The 17,256-nt window shown below is 70.0% G+C and carries 15 protein-coding genes and 1 riboswitch; of the genes, 3 read left to right on the top strand and 12 right to left on the bottom strand.

The window, feature by feature from the left end; genetic code table 11:
• Positions 1-86 precede the first annotated feature (86 nt).
• On the top strand, positions 87-1,742 hold the full coding sequence (locus tag ACZ6DT_RS13830; RefSeq protein WP_465593589.1) for a glutamate--tRNA ligase: 1,656 nt from the start codon (positions 87-89) through the stop codon (positions 1,740-1,742).
• A gap of 191 nt (positions 1,743-1,933) precedes the next feature.
• Here the strand turns inward: ACZ6DT_RS13830 and ACZ6DT_RS13825 are convergent, their stop codons facing one another.
• From ACZ6DT_RS13825 to ACZ6DT_RS13810, 4 genes are all read right to left on the bottom strand, one after another.
• On the bottom strand, positions 1,934-2,167 hold the full coding sequence (locus tag ACZ6DT_RS13825) for a hypothetical protein (RefSeq protein WP_465593586.1): 234 nt from the start codon (positions 2,165-2,167) through the stop codon (positions 1,934-1,936).
• A 160-nt stretch (positions 2,168-2,327) separates the two neighbouring features.
• The gene (locus tag ACZ6DT_RS13820; RefSeq protein WP_465593583.1) at positions 2,328-2,699 is read right to left on the bottom strand and encodes a hypothetical protein; all 372 of its coding nucleotides are present in this window, start codon (positions 2,697-2,699) and stop codon (positions 2,328-2,330) included.
• A gap of 113 nt (positions 2,700-2,812) precedes the next feature.
• Positions 2,813-3,403, bottom strand: coding sequence for a hypothetical protein (locus tag ACZ6DT_RS13815; protein ID WP_465593989.1), 591 nt, complete (start codon positions 3,401-3,403; stop codon positions 2,813-2,815).
• 63 nt (positions 3,404-3,466) lie between these two features.
• On the bottom strand, positions 3,467-4,123 hold the full coding sequence (locus ACZ6DT_RS13810) for a TetR/AcrR family transcriptional regulator (protein WP_465593580.1): 657 nt from the start codon (positions 4,121-4,123) through the stop codon (positions 3,467-3,469).
• A 136-nt stretch (positions 4,124-4,259) separates the two neighbouring features.
• On the opposite strand from ACZ6DT_RS13810, the gene ACZ6DT_RS13805 reads away from it, so the two are divergent.
• On the top strand, positions 4,260-4,892 hold the full coding sequence (locus ACZ6DT_RS13805; protein WP_465593577.1) for an SRPBCC family protein: 633 nt from the start codon (positions 4,260-4,262) through the stop codon (positions 4,890-4,892).
• Positions 4,893-4,954: 62 nt separating this feature from the next.
• On the opposite strand, the gene ACZ6DT_RS13800 is transcribed toward ACZ6DT_RS13805, so the two are convergent.
• From ACZ6DT_RS13800 to ACZ6DT_RS13775, 6 genes are read right to left on the bottom strand one after another with little or no spacing between them, the layout of a single operon-like run.
• Positions 4,955-5,788, bottom strand: a complete 834-nt coding sequence (locus ACZ6DT_RS13800; protein WP_465593573.1) for an ECF transporter S component — start codon at positions 5,786-5,788, stop codon at positions 4,955-4,957.
• Positions 5,785-7,380, bottom strand: coding sequence for an ABC transporter ATP-binding protein (locus tag ACZ6DT_RS13795; RefSeq protein WP_465593570.1), 1,596 nt, complete (start codon positions 7,378-7,380; stop codon positions 5,785-5,787). The genes ACZ6DT_RS13800 and ACZ6DT_RS13795 overlap by 4 nt, the downstream gene beginning before the upstream one ends.
• Positions 7,377-8,504 carry an energy-coupling factor transporter transmembrane component T gene (locus ACZ6DT_RS13790; protein ID WP_465593567.1) on the bottom strand — a complete coding sequence of 376 codons (1,128 nt, stop codon included), beginning with the start codon at positions 8,502-8,504 and terminating at the stop codon, positions 7,377-7,379. The genes ACZ6DT_RS13795 and ACZ6DT_RS13790 overlap by 4 nt, the downstream gene beginning before the upstream one ends.
• Positions 8,504-9,439 carry an ABC transporter substrate-binding protein gene (locus ACZ6DT_RS13785; RefSeq protein ID WP_465593564.1) on the bottom strand — a complete coding sequence of 312 codons (936 nt, stop codon included), beginning with the start codon at positions 9,437-9,439 and terminating at the stop codon, positions 8,504-8,506. Before ACZ6DT_RS13785 ends, ACZ6DT_RS13790 begins: the two co-directional genes overlap by 1 nt.
• On the bottom strand, positions 9,436-10,014 hold the full coding sequence (locus tag ACZ6DT_RS13780) for a flagellar hook-length control protein FliK (protein ID WP_465593562.1): 579 nt from the start codon (positions 10,012-10,014) through the stop codon (positions 9,436-9,438). Before ACZ6DT_RS13780 ends, ACZ6DT_RS13785 begins: the two co-directional genes overlap by 4 nt.
• Positions 10,011-12,710 (bottom strand): hypothetical protein, encoded by a 2,700-nt coding sequence (locus ACZ6DT_RS13775; RefSeq protein ID WP_465593559.1) that lies wholly within the window; start codon positions 12,708-12,710, stop codon positions 10,011-10,013. The genes ACZ6DT_RS13780 and ACZ6DT_RS13775 overlap by 4 nt, the downstream gene beginning before the upstream one ends.
• 91 nt (positions 12,711-12,801) lie before the next feature.
• Positions 12,802-12,869: riboswitch (cobalamin riboswitch) on the bottom strand.
• A gap of 186 nt (positions 12,870-13,055) precedes the next feature.
• Between ACZ6DT_RS13775 and ACZ6DT_RS13770 the strand changes: the two genes are divergently transcribed.
• Positions 13,056-14,063, top strand: a complete 1,008-nt coding sequence (locus tag ACZ6DT_RS13770) for a peptidase (protein ID WP_465593556.1) — start codon at positions 13,056-13,058, stop codon at positions 14,061-14,063.
• A gap of 136 nt (positions 14,064-14,199) precedes the next feature.
• Here ACZ6DT_RS13770 and ACZ6DT_RS13765 read toward each other — a convergent pair whose 3' ends face one another.
• Positions 14,200-16,566, bottom strand: a complete 2,367-nt coding sequence (locus ACZ6DT_RS13765; RefSeq protein ID WP_465593553.1) for a helix-turn-helix transcriptional regulator — start codon at positions 16,564-16,566, stop codon at positions 14,200-14,202.
• Between the two features lie 48 nt (positions 16,567-16,614).
• Positions 16,615-17,211 carry a QsdR family transcriptional regulator gene (locus ACZ6DT_RS13760; RefSeq protein ID WP_465593550.1) on the bottom strand — a complete coding sequence of 199 codons (597 nt, stop codon included), beginning with the start codon at positions 17,209-17,211 and terminating at the stop codon, positions 16,615-16,617.
• Positions 17,212-17,256: the final 45 nt, after the last annotated feature.

The following is a 17,256-nucleotide window of genomic DNA, read 5'->3' as shown; positions in this document are numbered from 1 at the left end:
CCCTCACCAGGCCGGGAGGCCGGACGGTTAGTCTCTTCGGTGGCGAAAACCGCCATGCACCACGACGCCGGGAGATCTGAACCGCCATGCTGGACCGAGCAGTCATCGACGCCCTCTTCCCCGCCGACCTGCCCGAGCCCGAGCACTGGGAACAGCGTTACCCCGCCCGCGAGCTCCCCGAGAGCGCCCAGGTCACCCGGTTCGGCCCCTCGCCGACCGGGTTCGTCCACATCGGCGGCGTCTACGTCGCCACCATCGACCAGGACGTCGCCCGCCGCGGCGGCGGCCGCTACCTCGTCCGGGTCGAGGACACCGACCGCTCCCGCGAGGTCGAAGGCGCCATCGACCAGTTCGAGCGCGGCTTCGCCTACTTCGGTCTCGCCGCCGACGAGGACATCCACCGCGGCGGCGACTACGGCCCGTACCAGCAGTCCGAGCGCGAGCAGATCTACCTGACCTACGTCCGTCACCTGCTCCGCTCCGGCCGCGCGTACCTCGACTTCGCCACCAAGGACGAACTGGCGGCGATCACCGCCCGGCAGCAGGCGACGAAGCTGCCGACCGGCTACTACGGCTCGTGGGCCATCTGGCGCGACGCCGACCCCGCCGACGTCCAGGCCAAACTCGACGCCGGAGACCCGTACGTCGTCCGGTTCCGCGCGCCGGACGACACCGGCGCCCGCGCCCGGTTCACCGACGCCATCCGCGGCCCGCTGGAGGCCGAGGCCAACCGCAACGACGTCGTCATCCTCAAGAGCTCCGACCAGAGCCCGCGGCTGCCGACCTACCACTTCGCACACGCCGTCGACGACCACCTCATGCGCGTCAGCCTGGTCATCCGCGGCGACGAGTGGATCTCGTCGGTGCCCGTGCATCAGCAGCTGTTCGACGCGCTCGGCTTCGACCCGATCACCTACGCGCACATCGCCCCGCTGATGAAGCAGGAGGGCGGCAGCAAGCGCAAGCTGTCGAAGCGCAAGGACCCGGAAGCGAGCGTCGACTTCTACATCGAGTCCGGCTACCCCCCCAAGGCCGTCCTGTACTACCTGCGCGGCCTCGCCAACGGCCGGCTCGCCGAAATGCCGCTCGACCAGGCCCTTGCCGAGCCGATCAACCTGGACGAATGCGGCGTCGCCGGCCCGCTGGTCGACCTGGTCAAACTCGACGACATCTCGGCCGACCACATCGCCACGCTGTCCGGCGCCGAGATCCTCGAAGAGGTCCGTGCCTGGGCGGAGCGGTTCGACCCCGAGCTGAAGACCGTCCTCGACGCCGAGCCGGACCTCGCGCTCCGCGCCCTCGCCGTCGAGCGCGACGGCGCCGAGAACCCGCGCAAGGACCTGAAGAAGTGGAGCGAGTTCCGCGCCGTCTACGGCTTCTTCTTCCCGCGGCTGCACGCCGCCGTCGCGGGCCCCGACGACGAGCGGATCACCGCCCTCGGCGTCGACCGCGCGGTCGTCCAGGCCGTGGCGCGGGACTTCGTCGAGAACTACCGGCAGCTCGACGACGGCCAGGAATGGTTCCAGCAGATCCGCGAGGTCGCGGCGAAGCACGGCTTCGCGAAGAACGCCAAGGAACTCAAGAAGAATCCCGAAGGCTTCCCCGGCTCCATTCGCGAGGCTTCGCAGATCATCCGCATCGCGATCACAGGCTCGACCCGGAGCCCGGACCTGCACTCGATCACCCAGGCGCTGGGCCGCGAGGAGACGCTGGGCCGGTTCTCCGGTCTCGTGGGCGAGTGAGGCTCCAGAACTGGTCGTAGGTGGCGTAGCAGGGCCGGGGTGAAGGGGACTTTTCCCGCATCGGATGCGGGGGAAGTCCCCTTCTCCTTTTCACCGCATTGGTGCTTCGTCATTCTTTCCACGGAATTCACGGAAAGAATCGAATTCGGCACGGGAATCCGCGGCCACGTGGCCGACGACGAGGCCTTCCCTCACTCCTCGCCCGATTTGTACCGGCGCTGGAGCTCCTCTTCCCGCTCGCGCGGGGACTTCTCCACCCAGCGCCCGTGGACGAGGTCGTTCTCCGTGTAGTCGGCACGCCGGGAAGCCCAGTCCGGCAACATGAACTCGCGGGTCCCACCGCGCCCGCGATCGCGCAGATCGGTGAAGACGGCGATGCCGATCACCAGGACGAGTACCCCGAGCGCTATCCAGATTCCGACCATGTCCGCTCCCCCGCAGATGAAGTCGTTTCCCTCAGGTTAGCGCCGAAATGCCGGTTAGGGTACATGCAGGCCCCCTTCCTGTACCTAGGCGCAAGGAAGGGGGCCTTCATGTACTGGGAATACGGGCGGCGCTAACCGACCGAAACACTCACGACCGCGGTCAGCGCCGGGCGTTCGGGTCGATCGCGTCGCCGGCGAGTCCGGTGGCGGTGTCACCGAGGGAACCGGTGGAGTCGACGACGCCCTGACCGGCCGCGGTGGCCGAGTCGACGGCGCCTTGGCCCGCGGTGGTGGCGTTCTCGGCGAACCCCTGGCCGGTCTCGGCGAACCCTTGGCCGGTCTCCGCGAGACCCTGGCCCGCGGTGGTGGCGTTCTCGGCGAGGCCCTGGCCGGTCTCGGCCAGTCCGCCGGCGGACTGGGTGGCCTGGTCGGCGGCGCCGGAAAGGTCGACGCCGGTCAACTCGCTGACCTTGTCGCCCGCGCCACCCAGGAGTTCGGCGGCCTTTTCCTTCAGCGAGTCGAACAGGCTCATCTGGGGTACTCCTCGGATCGTTCGTGCAAGGCGGCTGAAGGTTCACCGTACAGGACAAATCGGTCACGGTGCGCTGCCGCCGCCACTCCGGACAGGTGAATACCGAGAGGAATTCAGCGGCAGGGCGGCCGGTAGCGGTCGATCGAGAGACCGCGGAAGTCGAGCTTGTTCGGGGTCTTGCCGACGAAGACCAGCCCGCGCGCCTCGGTCAGCGCCGAGGCGAAGGAGTAGGCGGGCGTACCCAGCTCGGGCAGTGTGGACCACGCGTCAGCCTTGAAACCGAAGAACTTCTTCACGATCTTCCCGCCGGTCGACGGCACCTTCGTGAGCCACTTGTCGCCGCCGCTCCAGTGCGAGGCCGGGCGCAGCTGGACGTAGAGGTCGTCGGTCGCGCTGTAGGTCATCCAGAAACCGGCGGATTTCGAGAGATCCGCTTGCGCTTCGAACTGATTCCCCAGCCACACCACGACCACGTGCCATTCGGCGTTGAGGAAGGTCACCTTGGCCGCGTAACCGCCGCGTTCGCGGACGAGCAGGCTGCCGGCCGGCGGAATCGTGGTGCCCTCGCCGGAGGCGAGCCAATGCTGCAACCGGTCGATCGAAGGGGTGGCGCATTCGCGGCCATGCCGCGAGGGATGCCCGCCCGACGCGTTCGCGACGGCACCGGGGCCGATCAGCGAAGCCAGGAGCACCGACGCGATCACCGCGAGCGTACGACCGAAAGGAACCCTGGATCCTCCGCGCATCCCCGGAAGCTAGCACAACGATCACGAGGGTTGGGGCACTCCGGCGAGCAAATCGTCCAGCTCGGCCGCGAACAACAAGGCGGGGTCGAATCCCATGCCGTCGAAATGGCCTGCCAGTTCGAGGGACAGGACACCGTGAAGCCGGGTCCAGAACGTCACGGCACGGCGGAGAACCGCGGACGGCACCGATGAATCACCCGCCCATTCAAGATGGCCCTCGAGATGGCTGACGAACGGCGTCGCCCTTCCGTCGTCCGGGCAAGCGGCGTGGACCTCGATCAGCGCGGCCATGATCTCGTTCGAGATCTCCGTCGTGTCGCCGGGCGCGCGATAGCCGGGGATCGGGGTCCCGTAGACGAACAGGTATCGCTGCGGATCCTTCAGTGCCCATTCCCTGACGGCGCGAGCGACTTCGGCCACGCCGCCGGACGCGGCGGCGGCCTGGACGGTGTCGGCGAGGCTTCGATAGGCGTCGCGGATGAGGTCCGTGATCAGTTCGTCGCGGCCGGCGAAGTACCGGTACAGCGCGGGTCCGCTCATACCCACGTGGTTCGCGATCGCGTTGAGGGACAACGCGGACACGCCCGCCGTGGCCAGCTGCTCCCACGCGTACTGCTTGATCTCCGCGCGTACCTGAGCACGGTAACGCTCACGCGAGGTCTTCCCGTCCGTGTCCATCGACCGCTCCTTCCCGGCTCACCGCCCTGCCGCGTTAGAGGTTATCACTTTTCTTATTGACACTCACCGTCACTTGGTTATAGCCTCTAACTATCGCAAGCGGCGATAACCAGCCGCTCCGGACAAGGAGAAGAACATGACGGACACCAAGACCCGCCGCCGCACCGTCGCCAGGGCCGCCGCGCTCGCCCTCCCGTTGGCGATCGGCCTGCTGGGCGGCGCCGTGACCCCCGCGCAGGCCACCACCACCACTTCCCCGGCGCCGCTTTCCTGTCAGGGCAAGACCATCGACACGAAGGCCCCGATCCACTACCGCACCGAGACCCTGATCAACGCTCCCCTGAGCAAGATCTGGCGACTCCAGACCGACGTCGAACGCTGGCCGTCGTGGCAGGAGCCGGTGCTGAGCAACGAGCGACTGGACTGGGGCCCACTCCGGAAGAACTCCCGGTTCCACTGGACCACCCCGGTGCCGCCCACGGCCACGACGCCCGCCACCACGTTGTCGATCACCTCGACCGTCCACCAGATCCAGCGAGGCAAGTGCCTCCGCTGGAGCGGGCCCGCGATCGGTGAGGGCCTCAGCATCGACAACGGCGTCCACGTCTGGAACTTCACCGAGGTCAAGGGCGGTGTCCTCGTCCGCACCGAGGAGAACTGGTCCGGCGCCCAGGTCGAGGCCGATGTGCCCACCGCGACCAAATTCCTCGGCTGGGGCCTCGAAGGCTGGTTGAAGGACCTCAAAGCCACGGCCGAATCCCACTGCTGACCACGACCCCGCTGGGGCGCGATCGCGCTCACCGCCGCCTACCACGTCCCGCGTTCAGCCGGCTAAACGCGGGACGGACCATCGGTGAACGACGGAATCACCCCGAAGGAAGCCTTCCGCGACGCCCGGCGCAACGTCGCGAGTACGGCCGGTCCCAGCACCAGGATCGCCACCGCGTTGGTGATCGCGCGCCCCGTGTCCCATCCCGCCGTCGAAGTCAGCAGCGTGAACACGGCGAACCGGTGCAGGTTCTCCAGCACCGGAGCGCCGGGCACGTACGAGATGTGCCCGTCGTGGTACGGCACTTCGGCGTCGGTGATGAACGGCCAGAACCACAGGTTCATCAGGAATCCGAACACGTACGCGACGAAGATCCCGTAGGCGACGAGCATCGCGACCTCGGCCTTGCCGGTGACGCGGCGCGGCAGCAGTCCCGCGACCATCCCGATCCACGCCGAGCACATCATCTGGAACGGCAGCCACGGTCCCACCCCGGCGGTCAGCAGCGCCGAGGCGAACATCGACGTACAGCCCAGCACGAAACCGAAGCCGGGCCCGAACACCCGCCCGGCCAGCACCAGCAGGAAGAACACGGTTTCGATGCCCGCGGTCCCCGCGCCGAGGGGCCGCAGGGCGGCGTTCACCGCCGAAAGCACGCCGAGCATCGCGAGGGCCTTGGAATCCATGCCCCCTTCGGACAGTTCGGCCAGCACGATGACGATCAGGATCGGCAGGATCCCGAGGAACACGAAAGGCGCGTCCGGGCCGTGCTGCATCGACTGCGGTTCGACGCGGACCAGAAGCGGCCAGAGGAACATCATCAGCCCCGCGATCGACGCGAGGCCGAGCACCGTCGCCGAGCGCGGACCCAGCCGGACCGCGGGCGCCGTCCTCACGAGACCTCCCGTGGCAGCGCTGATCGGACGTCTTCGACGGTGAGCCAAGGCTCCCCGAGGATCTTGGCGATCTGCGTGGCGAACGCCGGGGAACCGCCGAGCACCTCGCCGGTCGGGCCGTCGGAGACGACCTCCCCTTCCGCCATCACTAGTACGCGGTGCGCGATCGTCGCGACGAACTCGACGTCGTGGGTGGCCACGACGACCGCCCTGCCTTCGGCGGTCAGCGACGCGATCATCCGCGCCAGCGCCGACTTCGCGGTGTAGTCGAGGCCACGGGTCGGTTCGTCCAGCAGCATGATCCGCGGCGCGGCGGACAACTGCACCGCGAGCACGAGCGCGAGACGCTGCCCCTCCGAAAGGTCCCTCGGATGCGACGCGGGATCGATGCCCGGGGCGAGCCTGTCGAGCAAGTCCCGGCAATGACCCGGCTCGGCACCCGATTCCGCGTCGGCGGCCTCGCATTCCGCCGCGACCGTCTGGAGGTACAGCAGGTCACTCGCGGTCTGCGGCACCATGCCGACGAGGGCACGGGCCGCCGCGCTGCTCAACGTCTTCGGATCTTTGCCTTCCACGGTGACCTCGCCACCCTGGCGGGGACCGGAACCCTGCACCGCCCACAACAGCGACGACTTGCCGGAACCGTTGCGTCCCATCATCGCCAGCACCTCGCCGGCGCGCAGGGTCAGGTCGACCTCCCGCACCGCGACCTTCGGCCCGTACCGCACGACGACCCCCGACGCGGTCAGCAACTCTTCGCCGTCCGTCGTGCTTCGCGCGGGCGGGGTGCCGAGGGCCAGCGTCGACGCGCGCCGCCGGGCATCGCGCACCGACATCGGCAGCGGGTCCCAGCCCGCCAACCGTCCCAAGTGGACGATGGGAGGCGCGATGGGCATGTCCCGCAACACCTCCGGCGGCGTTCCATCGAGCACTTCCCCGGTGCCCGGGACATGGATCATCCGGTCCGCGAACGGGATCACGCGTTCCATCCGGTGCTCGGCCATGAGCACCGTCGTGCCGAGGTCCTCGACCAGCCTGGCCAGCGTCGCCAGCACCTCCTCGGCCGCGGTCGGGTCCAGCGCCGACGTCGGCTCGTCCAGCACCAGCACCTTGGGATGTGTGGTCAGCACCGAGCCGATCGCCACCCGTTGCTGCTGCCCGCCGGACAGCGTCCGCAGCGCGCGCCTGCGCAGTTCCGCGATGCCGAGGAGGTCGAGGGTCTCTTCCACCCGGCGGCGCATCACCTGCGGGCTCAGGCCGAGTTGTTCCATCCCGTAGGCGAGTTCGTCCTCGACCGTGTCGGTGACGAAACCCGCGAGCGGGTCCTGGCCGACGACGCCGACGAGGTGCGCGAACTCGCGCGGCGGCCGGGATCGCGTCGTGACACCGTCGACGGAGACCGTCCCTTCGAGGTGGCCGCCGGTGAAATGCGGCACGAGACCGTTGATCGTGCCGAGCAGCGTGGACTTGCCCGCCCCCGTGCGGCCCGCGAACAGCACGAGTTCGCCTTCACCGATGGACAGTGTCACGTCGGCCAGCACCGGTTCGGAGCGGCCGTGATAGGTGAAGGAGACGTGGTCGAGTTCGATCATGCGTGCACTTCTTTTTCGAGCACTGGTTCTTCGAGTGCGGCGTAGGGAGGTTCAGGTACCGGGGTCAGGAAGGCGGGCAGCACACCGATCAGGACTCCGAGCAGCGGCCCCCACGAAAGCGCCGGCCAGGACAGGTCGATCAACGACGGGTTCATGTTCATCGGGTTCACGCTGGACGTCACGAACAGGATCGCCGCGACGCCGATCCCGCTGACGGCGACGACGATTTCCGGCAGCCGCCAGCGATCCGGCCGGTAGCGGGTGCGCCGCACCCGTTTGCCCGCCGACCAGAACCCGATCAACCCGATCACCGATCCCGCCGAAAGCACCGGTGCGGCGAGGTATCGCGGTGTCGAACCGTCCAAAGTGGCGTAAACACCGACGCAGACGCCGATCAGGCCGACGATCATCAGCGTTCCCGTGATCAGCCTCGCCCGCGCCTCGACCAGTCCGGCGCGACCGTAGCCGCGTGAGTCCATCGACGCGGCTAGCTGCAGCGAACGGGAAAGCGCGTCCTCCAGCACCGGGATGAGGACGGTGTGCAGGACCTTCACCTTCTTCTTGCCCGAGCCACCGCGCAGCTTGCGTGCCCGCCGGACCCGCAGCACGCTTTCGGCGAGCTGCGGGAACACCGACAGCGCGACGATCACCGCCGTGCCCACTTCGTACAACGCCGGCGGCATCGCCTTGAGCAGCCGTTTCGGGTTCGCGAGCGCGTTGGCCGCGCCGAGGCAGATCACCATCGCCGCCAGCCGCATCCCGTCGTAAAGCCCGCCCAGCAACGATTCCGCGGACACGTCGCCGAAGAGCCGGATACCCGCCGCCCATTCCGGCAGCGGGATCTCGGGCAGCCGCAGGAGGATCGTGGAGCCCTCGGCACCGCCGAACACGACACGGAAGAACACGCGGATCGCGACGATGAACGCGCCGAGGTACAGGTAGAGCCGGAAGGCCAGCGCCCACGGCGCTTCACCGCGCCGGGCCGCGACGACGTACCCCGCGACGGCCACGATGGTCAGCAGCAGCCACGGGTTCGTCGTGCGGGTCGCCGCGACGGCGAGCCCCAGCGCCCACACCCACCACGCGGCAGGATGCAGGTCGCGCGGCAGGAAGTAGGACGTCATCAAACCCCTTGTGCGCGTTTGCGTCTGCGTGCCACCAGGAATCCTGCCACGCACAACGCCAGTACCGCGCCGCCGGCGGCCCAGGGCGCCCAGTCGCTGGCCCCGGACTCGCGTTCGATCACCGCGTTGACGTCTTCGGCGTTCTCCCCACCGGTGAACGCGACGTTCGACGACGGGTCCTTCGCCTTCGGCCGCGCCGACGCGCTCGGACGTGGCTTGGGCGGCGGCAGCGCGCCGGAGCTCGGCCCCGCCGCCGGAACCTCTCCCGCACCGGGTTCCGCGCCGGTCGTCGCTTGCGGACCCTCGGCCGGTTGACCGTTCCCGGGCTGCGGTCGCTGCTGCCGCTCGCCGGGGTCGCCGGTGGCCGGCTCGGCTTCCTCACGCGGCACGCACGGCCGGCTTTCCGTGCCCGGCCGTACCGCGGAGATCCGCGGGGCCGAGTTGTCGTCGGCTGTGGCGTTCAAGGAGAACGACCAGCCTTCGAAGCCACCGGGGATGAAGTCACGGTTCTTGACGCCCCACTGGCTGTAGTCCCACGCGCAGTTGTTCGAGGCGTGCCAGTAGGACCAGTAAGCCTGCGCCGGGGGTGTGTCCACGCACAGCTCCCGGTACTTGTCGCGGCCGGTGATCGGGACGTTTTCGGCCGCCGATGGGCGGTTCTCGACCCGGCAGACGAACGACTCGCCCCAGCGCCGAACCCCGGCGATCTGGAATCCGGCGCCCTTGAGCGCGTCCAGCCCGGTGCCGCGGGTGGTCTGTGGATTGCAGCGCACGATGGTCGTGCCGCCGAGCTGCTGGAAGTCCACCACCACGGTGACCCCGTTGCCGTCCTTGCAGAACCCGGGATACCCCTTGCCCTGGTCGATGGCGTGCGCGGACGGCACCGTGGCGGCGATCAGGAAGACCGCCGCCACCACGCCGAGGATCCTTTTCATGGGGCGGTCGGACCCGCCGGCGTGACACGGGGCGGCGGATTGGTGCCCGCCGACTTGTTCAGCGAGAACGACCAGCCCTCGAAACCACCGGGGGTCACAGTGCGGTTGAGGGCACCTGTGCTGCTGTAGGTCCAGGTGGAACCGGAACCGTCGGCGTGCCAGTAACCCCAGTACGCGCCCGCGGGCGGGGTGGTGACGCACGGCTCCTTGTAGTTCGGCTTGGTCGAGAGCGGGAGGGTCTCCGTCGCGGCCGGACGGCCTTCCAGGCGGCAGACGAAACCGAGCCCCCAGCGGGCGGTCCCGGCGACCGCGATCCCCGCGTCCTGCAACGCCTTGATCCCCGTGCGAGCGGTGCCCGGGGCCGCGTCGGGCGAACAGCGGGTGATCGTCGGCGCGGCGGTGCCGCCGTTTCCGTCCAGTTCCTGGAAGTCGACCACGACGGTGACACCGGTGGTCGCGTCGGCCCCGGCGCAGACGCCGTCGTACCCCTTGGTGGTGTCGACCGCGTTCGCGGGTGCGGCGGAAAGCCCGATCAGTCCGATGAGGACGGACGTCACGGCGAACAGTCTCTTCATGGTGTTGCCCCCTTTTTCTTGATGAAACGGCATAGGACGAACGCGATGGCGGTCAGCAGCAGGACAGCGAACCCGAGGAGTCCCCAGACCAGCCACGACGGCTGGGAGCCGGACTGGGCCGCGGCCAGCGTGGGTGTGCCGGACGCGGCGGCATCGGCCGGCTTCGCCTCGGACAGCGGAAGCCGGATCGCGGGCGACAGCGGTGAATCGGCGGCGGCGAGCCACGACCGGCCCGCGACTCCTTGCGCGGCGGCCAGACTGGTCGGGAAATCGGTCTTCCCGTCGCTCGCCGCGACGGGTCCCTTGGCGAACCCGCCGTCGGCCTGGACCAGGTTGCCCAGTGAACGCGCGGTTCCGCTCGCGTCGAGACCGGCGACCTGCCGCGCGGCGGCGACGGCGGCACTCAGCACGACATCCGGCTCGCCGCCCTCGCCGGTCACCATGCCCTCGCCGGTCGGCCGGACGCCGAGCGCGTCCACCGCGGCGGCGAACGCCGACACGCGCCGCTCGCTCCAGCCGTCCGGGCGCCTGGTCGAAGGCGCGGCGTCGGTGCGCGGACGGGCGGCCAGCGCGGTGACCGCGGCGGCGGTCGCCCCCAGGTCCCCGGAACCGCATTCCGCGGTGTCGAGATGCTTCGGGAAGGTTCCGTCGGCGCACTGGCGCGAGAGGAGCAGTTCGACCGCGGGACCGGGATCGGCCGCGGTGGCGAGCACCGCCCAAGCGTGCCGTTCCACGGTCTCGTCGGCGTCGGCGAACGATCCGGTGTCGGTGAACTCGCCATCGGCGTCGCGCAGCTTCACCAGATCGGCACGCAATTGCCCGGCGATGTCCGCCTTGGCGAATTCGGCGACGAGCACGAGCTTCGCGAGCGGTTCGGCGTAGGACGCGCCGCCCTGTTCGTACGGCGCGCCGTGGGCGTAGGCCCGCACGGCTTCCGGTGCCAGCAGGAACTTCGACGCGCGGGCGACCGTGTCCGGCCGCTGGTCCAGCGCCCGCAGGGCCAGCACCAGATCGGCGGTGGCGTCGTAGTCGACGTAGGTCTTCCCGTCCTCGGTGACCTCGACGTGGTCGCCGCCGACGAGCCGGTTCGTCAGGTAGGCACCGAGGCGGGAGGCCGGTGGCGCCGTGGCCGGGGTGGCGATCGCGGTCGGCGGCGGAACCCGGGCACCGGTGGACACCCTGGGAGTGACGGCCTTCTTGGACTTCGGCGTCGTGGTTTTCGGAGCGGGCTTGGTCTCCCGCGGTCCGGCCGGGGGCGGGGGGCTCGTGACGGTGACCGTGCTCGGTGCGGGGGCGCCGGTCGAGGACGTTCCGGGCGTCGGCGTCACCGACGTCGTGGTGGTCGAGGTCGTCGTGGTCGTGGTCGTCGTGGTCGTTGTGGTGGTGGTTGTTGCCGTCGCGGTGGTGCTGGTCGGTGCCGGATCACTCGTGGTCGAAGTCGGAGTGCTGGTGGGCGATCCCGTTTCCGACGGCGTGGTCGAGACGCTGCTGGCCGGTGGCAGTCCGCCGCCCTTCGCGAGCGTGGAGAAGCCGACCTGCGCCAACCCGAGCGAGGCCTGGGCGCCCGCGCGGATCCAGGTGTCGAGCCCCCTGATTCCCGAGGTGCGGGCGGCCTCGTAGGCGGCAGGGTTGTAGGCGATCGCGCCGAGGTCGCCCGCGAGGCGGTTGCCCGCGTCGGCCGCGGCGTTCGCCTGCGCGGATTTGAGGTACCGCACGCCCTTGTCCACCGCCGCGGTCGCTCCACCGACTTCGGCGAGCGCCTGGACGATCAGCCCGGTGCTGTTGCTGTTCGGCGCTTCGGTGCCGACGCCGCCGCCCCAGCCGCCACCGGCGGTCTGGTTCGCGGTGAGCCACGAAACCGTCTTGGTGATCGGGGCGTCGAGGCCGGTCGCGCCCGCCTTCCGCGCGGCCAGCAACGCCGAAAGGGCGAGACCGGTGGCGTCACCGTCGGGCGCCGACTGGCCGATCGGCTTGCCTTCGTCGCACGAGGAGATCTTGTAGCCGCCCGGGATGACGTGATCGCCCGTCTCGGTCGTCTGGATGAAGCCGAAGAAAACGCGGAAATAGCCCTCGGAACACTGCTGGGTCAACAGCTTGTCGATGGCGAGGCGATCGTTCACACCGGCCGTTGCGAGCCCGATCACGCCGAGCGCCTGGCCGAACATGTTCGCGTTGTTGCTCACCGCGTCGGCGAACTCGGGGATCTTCGAATAGTCGCTGACACGGCCCTTGTCGGGCCCCTCGCGCATGATCGCGGCCTGGGTCTCGGCGACCAGGTCGTGGCCGTCGAAGTTCCGCGGATTCCGGCCGGAGACCTGGGCGGCGACCAGCGTCTTGGCCAGCGAGCCGCCGACGATGACCTGGTCGGATCCGGGCTCGGGAACGAGCTTGTCCCAGGTGAAGTAGTCGGTGGCGTGGCCCTGCTCGTCGAGGAACTTCACGATCGGCTCGGCGCGCTGACCTTCGCCCGCGGCGTACATCGCGAAGAGCGCGTCGAGCATCAGGCCGTGGTCGGGCAGCGCACCACCGTCGGGGTTCTCGAACGTGCCGTCCGGCTGCAATTTCGTCGCGAGCCAGCGGGAGTTCGCCTTCGCCGCGTCAGGGTCGTTCGCGGCTGTGGCCGTTCCGGTGAGCAGTGCGGCGACCACGCCGACGCTGACGGCGAACGCCACAGCGGCCAGGTATCCGCGGCGCATGACTCCTCCTTGCGGCATGACGGAGGACAGGCGCGGGACGCCGCAGTCACCCCTGTTGATCGCGACAGTGGTTCGTTTCATCCGTCCGTTCGGTATCCCGGCTCGCCCTGGTGAGGGGCCCACGGTTGCGCGACAGCGCCGGATTTCGACCGGCTTCCCCGTCACGGGCGGCGGTGTTCAGTTGTCGAGCCAGCCGAGGTTAACACTCGATCACCTCCGGCAGACACCGCTGACCAGGTCGGTCGCCAGGATCACATCGGCCCGTCGCGCCCGGCGGTACCCCGGCGCTTGACCGGGATGAGACTCTTCGGGTCGTTCACGCGGTCGTCGGGGGAAAGGGTTCTCATGAGACGTTTGGTTTTCGCTGTCGCCATGCTGTGCGGCGTCGGGCTGGTCGCCGCTCCGGCGGCGACCGCGGCCACTCACAACAAGGCGGACGCCGCCGCGGGCTGGCTCGCCAGGCAGATGACCGACGGGGAAAGGTTCGAGGCCGACTTCGGCGGCCAGAAGTTCCCCGACCAGGGTTTGACGATCGACGCGATCTTCGCGTTCGCCGCGGCCGGGGTGTCGGACACGAACGCGGGCAAGGCGATCGCGTGGCTGGCGAAACCGGAGATCACCACCGGCTACGTCGGCGGCGGCACCGAGGCCTACGCGGGGGCGCACGCGAAACTGCTGCTCGCCGCGCAGATCCGGGGCAAGGACCCGGCGTCGTTCGGCGGTGTCGATCTGAAAGCGGGTTTACTCTCGTTGCTCACGTCGTCCGGCCGGTTCTCCGACCGCTCCGAATACGGCGATTACTCCAACGCCCTCTCGCAGTCGCTCGCGTTGCTGGCGCTGGACCGCACCCCCGGCGGCGCCCCCGCGCAAGCCGTGGCGTTCCTCGCGGGCAGCCAGTGCCCGGACGGCGGTTTCCCGCAGAACTTCGGCGAAGCGACGTGCACGAGCGACGTCGACGCGACCGCGACGGTCGTGCAGGCGTTGCGTGCCACCGGCGACGCGGTGAACGCCGGCGAGGGTACTTCGTGGCTCGTCACCGAACAGCACGCGAACGGCGGCTTCGGTTTCGGCACCGACGCGCCGAACGCCAACAGCACCGGCCTCGCCGCCGAAGCGCTGGACGGTCACCGTCCCGCCGCCGCGGTCAAGGCGCGGAAATTCCTGCGGTCACTGCAAACCGGCTGCACCGGTGCCGAAGCGGACCGCGGCGCGATCGCCTACGACGCCACCGGCCTGAACCCGGCGACCGCCCCGCGCGCGACCGCGCAGGCGATCCTCGGCCTGGCCAGGGTTCCGCTGAGCGACCTGCAGGGCGGTGGTCGTCCGCAGGCCCCGGTCCTCGCCTGCCGGTGACGCGAGACCGTGCCCGCGACTCACGTGCTTGAAGACGGAACTCGCGTGATCGAATGACGAACTCGCGTGCTCAGAGACGGAACACGCGAGTTCCGGCTCTGAGCACGTGAGTTACGGCTTTGAGCACGTGAGTTCGTCATTCGCCGGCGGCGACGCGGCGCGCGAGTTCCACGCGGGACCGGACACCCAGTGCCGTGAAGATGTTCCGCAGGTGGTGATCCACCGTCCGGTGGCTGATCACCAGCCGCCGCGCGATCTCCTTGTTCGTCTCCCCCGCCGCCACCAGCCGGGTGATGGCGTCCTGCTGCGGGGTGAGTCCGGCGAGTGATCGGTGCGGCACGTCGACGGTCTCGCCGGTGGCGCGCAGTCCGGCGCGGGCCCGTTCGGCGAACCGCTTCGCGCCGACGTTTTCGAAGCCGCGCAAGGCATCACGGAACTGATCGCGCGCGTCCCGGGTGCGCCGGTGACGGCGCAGCAGGGTGGCGTAGGCGAACCGGGTCCTGGCGAGTTCCACCGCACCGCCCGCCCGCCGGTGCGCGTCGATGGCCAGCCGGAAACGCCGTTCCGCCGTCTGCGGATCCGGCGCGGTCATCGCGTGGCAGCGGTGGCTCAGCGCGAGCCAGCAGGGTTCCGCTCCAGCCAGGGTCCAGCGGTCGAAAACCTCCAGCGCGGCCAAGGCCCGTTCGGTGCGGCCGGAGCCGACAGCGGCCTCGACGAGTTGTGGAGTGGCCAGCACCCGGATCACCGGCTGGTCGCCGGAGACGCCGGAAGCGAGATCTTCGAGCCTGCTCAGGGCGTCGTCGGGCCGGCCTTCGGCCAGGTCCAGGCAGGCGTTCGCCCACGAGGCGACGGCGGCGGGCCTGCCGAGACCGCGTTCGGCGATGCCTTCGGTCGCCTCGTCCAGTTCCGGTACGCGGTCGCCGAGGAGCGCGGCGGCCAGCCCCAGCAAGGTCAGATGTTCCATCCGCAGGTTGTGGGGCGCGTGCAGACCGTCGCGGGACGCCGCTCGCGCGCACGGGATCCGGTCGAGCGCGATGGCCGAGAGCGACAGATAGATCAACGCCCACGGCAGTTCCACGTGCCGTTCGCCGAGCCGCGCGCGGCTCACGGCCGCGGCCGCGTATTCGTGCGCCCGTTCGGCATGACCGCGGGCGAAGGCGGCTTCGGCGGCCCACACGGCTCCGGCGACGTCCGCGCCGGCCATCCCCCGGCCGACGGCCTCGTTCAGCGGGACGACGGCGTCTTCGTGACGTCCGGCGTAAACCGACGTCAGACCACGGAAATGCGAGAAGGCCAGCCCCTCTCCGACGGGAACCGTCCGCGCGAGCACCCGATAGCCGCTCAGATCGCCGCCGAGCCGCCGCGCCTCACCAGCCAGCAGGAGCGCGGCGGCCGGATCGGTCAGCAGTTCCGCCGCCGCGCCGAGTTCGTGGGTCGCGACGGCGGGATCGCCGTCACGCAGCTCGATCTCCCCGTGCAGCAACGCCACCGCACCCGGCTCGGTGTCTACTTTGGACAGCAACAGCCGTGCCCACCCCGGTCTTCCCGCCTGCCAGGCCGCATCCGCCGCGGCCAGCAACCGGTTCGCCCGCGTGGCCGGATCGGCGGTCAGGGCCGCGGCGCGTTCGAGCTGCCGCGCCGCGGCCGCGCGATCCACCGCCGGTGCGGCGGCGAGCGCGTCGGCGAGTGGCGCGGACGGCGTGGCGGCCGCCATCGCGCGATGCCAGAGCGCGTCGGGCCCCTCCTCGGCGGAGGCCAGCCGCGCGTGCGCCGCCCTGCGGTCGGCCGGTGACGCCGCCGCGTACCACGTCGCCTTCCTCGCGGAAGAGTCCATGCAGGTGGCGAGGAACCGGAGACGCTCGTCGAACGGCATCGCGTCGAGCTCGGCCGCGTAGCGAGGCAAGCGATCCCGGAGGATCGGCGACACCGGCTCCCGCCCCGCCGCCTGCGCGGGCGTCAACGAAGCCGCCAGCGCGACCAGATCGGCGGGGTTCCCGTCGCCCAGTTCGACCAGCTGCGGGCGCACCCCGGCCGGTACACCGCGGTCACGCAGCACCAGGTCGGCGGCGGATTCGGTCAACGGCGGCAGCTCGACGGAGTCGAACTCGTCGGACCCGGCTCGTGACGCGAGCACCACGCCGACCGGGACCCCGGCCAACCGCCTGCCCGCGAAACCCAGGGCCGCCAACGATTCCGGATCGACCCAGTGCGCGTCGTCGACCCAGCAGATCGTCGGTACCGAAACGGCGCCGAGCCGATCCCTGGCCTCCACGCCGCTGGAGACGGGCGTGCCGAACATCCGATGCAGGGCGCCGAACGGCAGCGCGCTTTCGGCTCGCAGGCCCCGCACCCCGACGAGACGGACGCCGAGGGTGGCGCGCAGCGCCGTGAGCAGGGCCGATTTACCTAGCCCCTCCGTGCCGTGGACCAGCACTGCACGCCCGGCGACCGACCGCAACCCGCCGAAGAGGTCGTCCCTGCCCCGCAGCGGGTACACAGGCATCGGCGCCTCCTCGAGATCCCTCTCGATGAAACACCAGGAGCAAGTGTTTCACAAGGTCCTGCTCAGCACCCGTCCTTCCACGAGGGCTCCGAGCAGTGTCGACGCCGCGTCGAGATCGGGTGCCCTGGAGGCGAGGACGTCCGAGTACAGGAACGCCTCCCCCAGCCGCACGATCGCGTAACAAAGGCTGTCCAGGCTGACCGCGGGCACGAAACCGCCGTCCTCGACGTCGCGGCGAAGCAACTCGACATGTGCCGCGATCACCCTCGGCTGGACGCGTCCGTCCGGATCGGTGAGCAGCCGGATCGCCAGCACCGGTTCGTCGTCCAGGAAGCGCCGGAACCCGGCACTCGCCGCCAGCACGGACCGGTACTCGCGCATGATCGAAAGACAGCGCAGGTCACCGGCCGCGTTGCGCACCACATCGCCCTCTTCGCGCTCCCAGGTGCGTACGGCGGTCGTCAGGGTGCGCTCGGACAGGTAATAGAGGGCATCACCGAGCAGGTCCTCCCGGTTGCCGACACGGCGGAACAGGGTGCTGCGCGAGATGCCAAGGTCCTGGGCGAAGGCGGAGGTGTCGACGCGGACGCCGCGATCGATCCACCGCGCCGCTGTGCGGACTATGTCCTCGGCTGAGGGGTTCACGATCACCGATCGTACGGGCGACCGCCCGGCGGGAACTCCTCGCGG

This window comes from Amycolatopsis sp. NPDC041971 (assembly GCF_055588925.1).
Note: the sequence above shows the minus strand (reverse complement) of the source record. Positions and strands in the feature narration are given on the sequence as shown.

Coding starts and splice junctions, on each gene's coding strand:
- ACZ6DT_RS13765 (WP_465593553.1), bottom strand. CDS start 16,566: ATGCCTGTGTACCCGCTGCGGGGCAGGGACGACCTCTTCGGCGGGTTG.
- ACZ6DT_RS13770 (WP_465593556.1), top strand. CDS start 13,056: ATGAGACGTTTGGTTTTCGCTGTCGCCATGCTGTGCGGCGTCGGGCTG.
- ACZ6DT_RS13790 (WP_465593567.1), bottom strand. CDS start 8,504: ATGACGTCCTACTTCCTGCCGCGCGACCTGCATCCTGCCGCGTGGTGG.
- ACZ6DT_RS13825 (WP_465593586.1), bottom strand. CDS start 2,167: ATGGTCGGAATCTGGATAGCGCTCGGGGTACTCGTCCTGGTGATCGGC.
- ACZ6DT_RS13780 (WP_465593562.1), bottom strand. CDS start 10,014: ATGAAGAGACTGTTCGCCGTGACGTCCGTCCTCATCGGACTGATCGGG.
- ACZ6DT_RS13785 (WP_465593564.1), bottom strand. CDS start 9,439: ATGAAAAGGATCCTCGGCGTGGTGGCGGCGGTCTTCCTGATCGCCGCC.
- ACZ6DT_RS13820 (WP_465593583.1), bottom strand. CDS start 2,699: ATGAGCCTGTTCGACTCGCTGAAGGAAAAGGCCGCCGAACTCCTGGGT.
- ACZ6DT_RS13775 (WP_465593559.1), bottom strand. CDS start 12,710: ATGCGCCGCGGATACCTGGCCGCTGTGGCGTTCGCCGTCAGCGTCGGC.
- ACZ6DT_RS13795 (WP_465593570.1), bottom strand. CDS start 7,380: ATGATCGAACTCGACCACGTCTCCTTCACCTATCACGGCCGCTCCGAA.
- ACZ6DT_RS13805 (WP_465593577.1), top strand. CDS start 4,260: ATGACGGACACCAAGACCCGCCGCCGCACCGTCGCCAGGGCCGCCGCG.
- ACZ6DT_RS13810 (WP_465593580.1), bottom strand. CDS start 4,123: ATGGACACGGACGGGAAGACCTCGCGTGAGCGTTACCGTGCTCAGGTA.
- ACZ6DT_RS13830 (WP_465593589.1), top strand. CDS start 87: ATGCTGGACCGAGCAGTCATCGACGCCCTCTTCCCCGCCGACCTGCCC.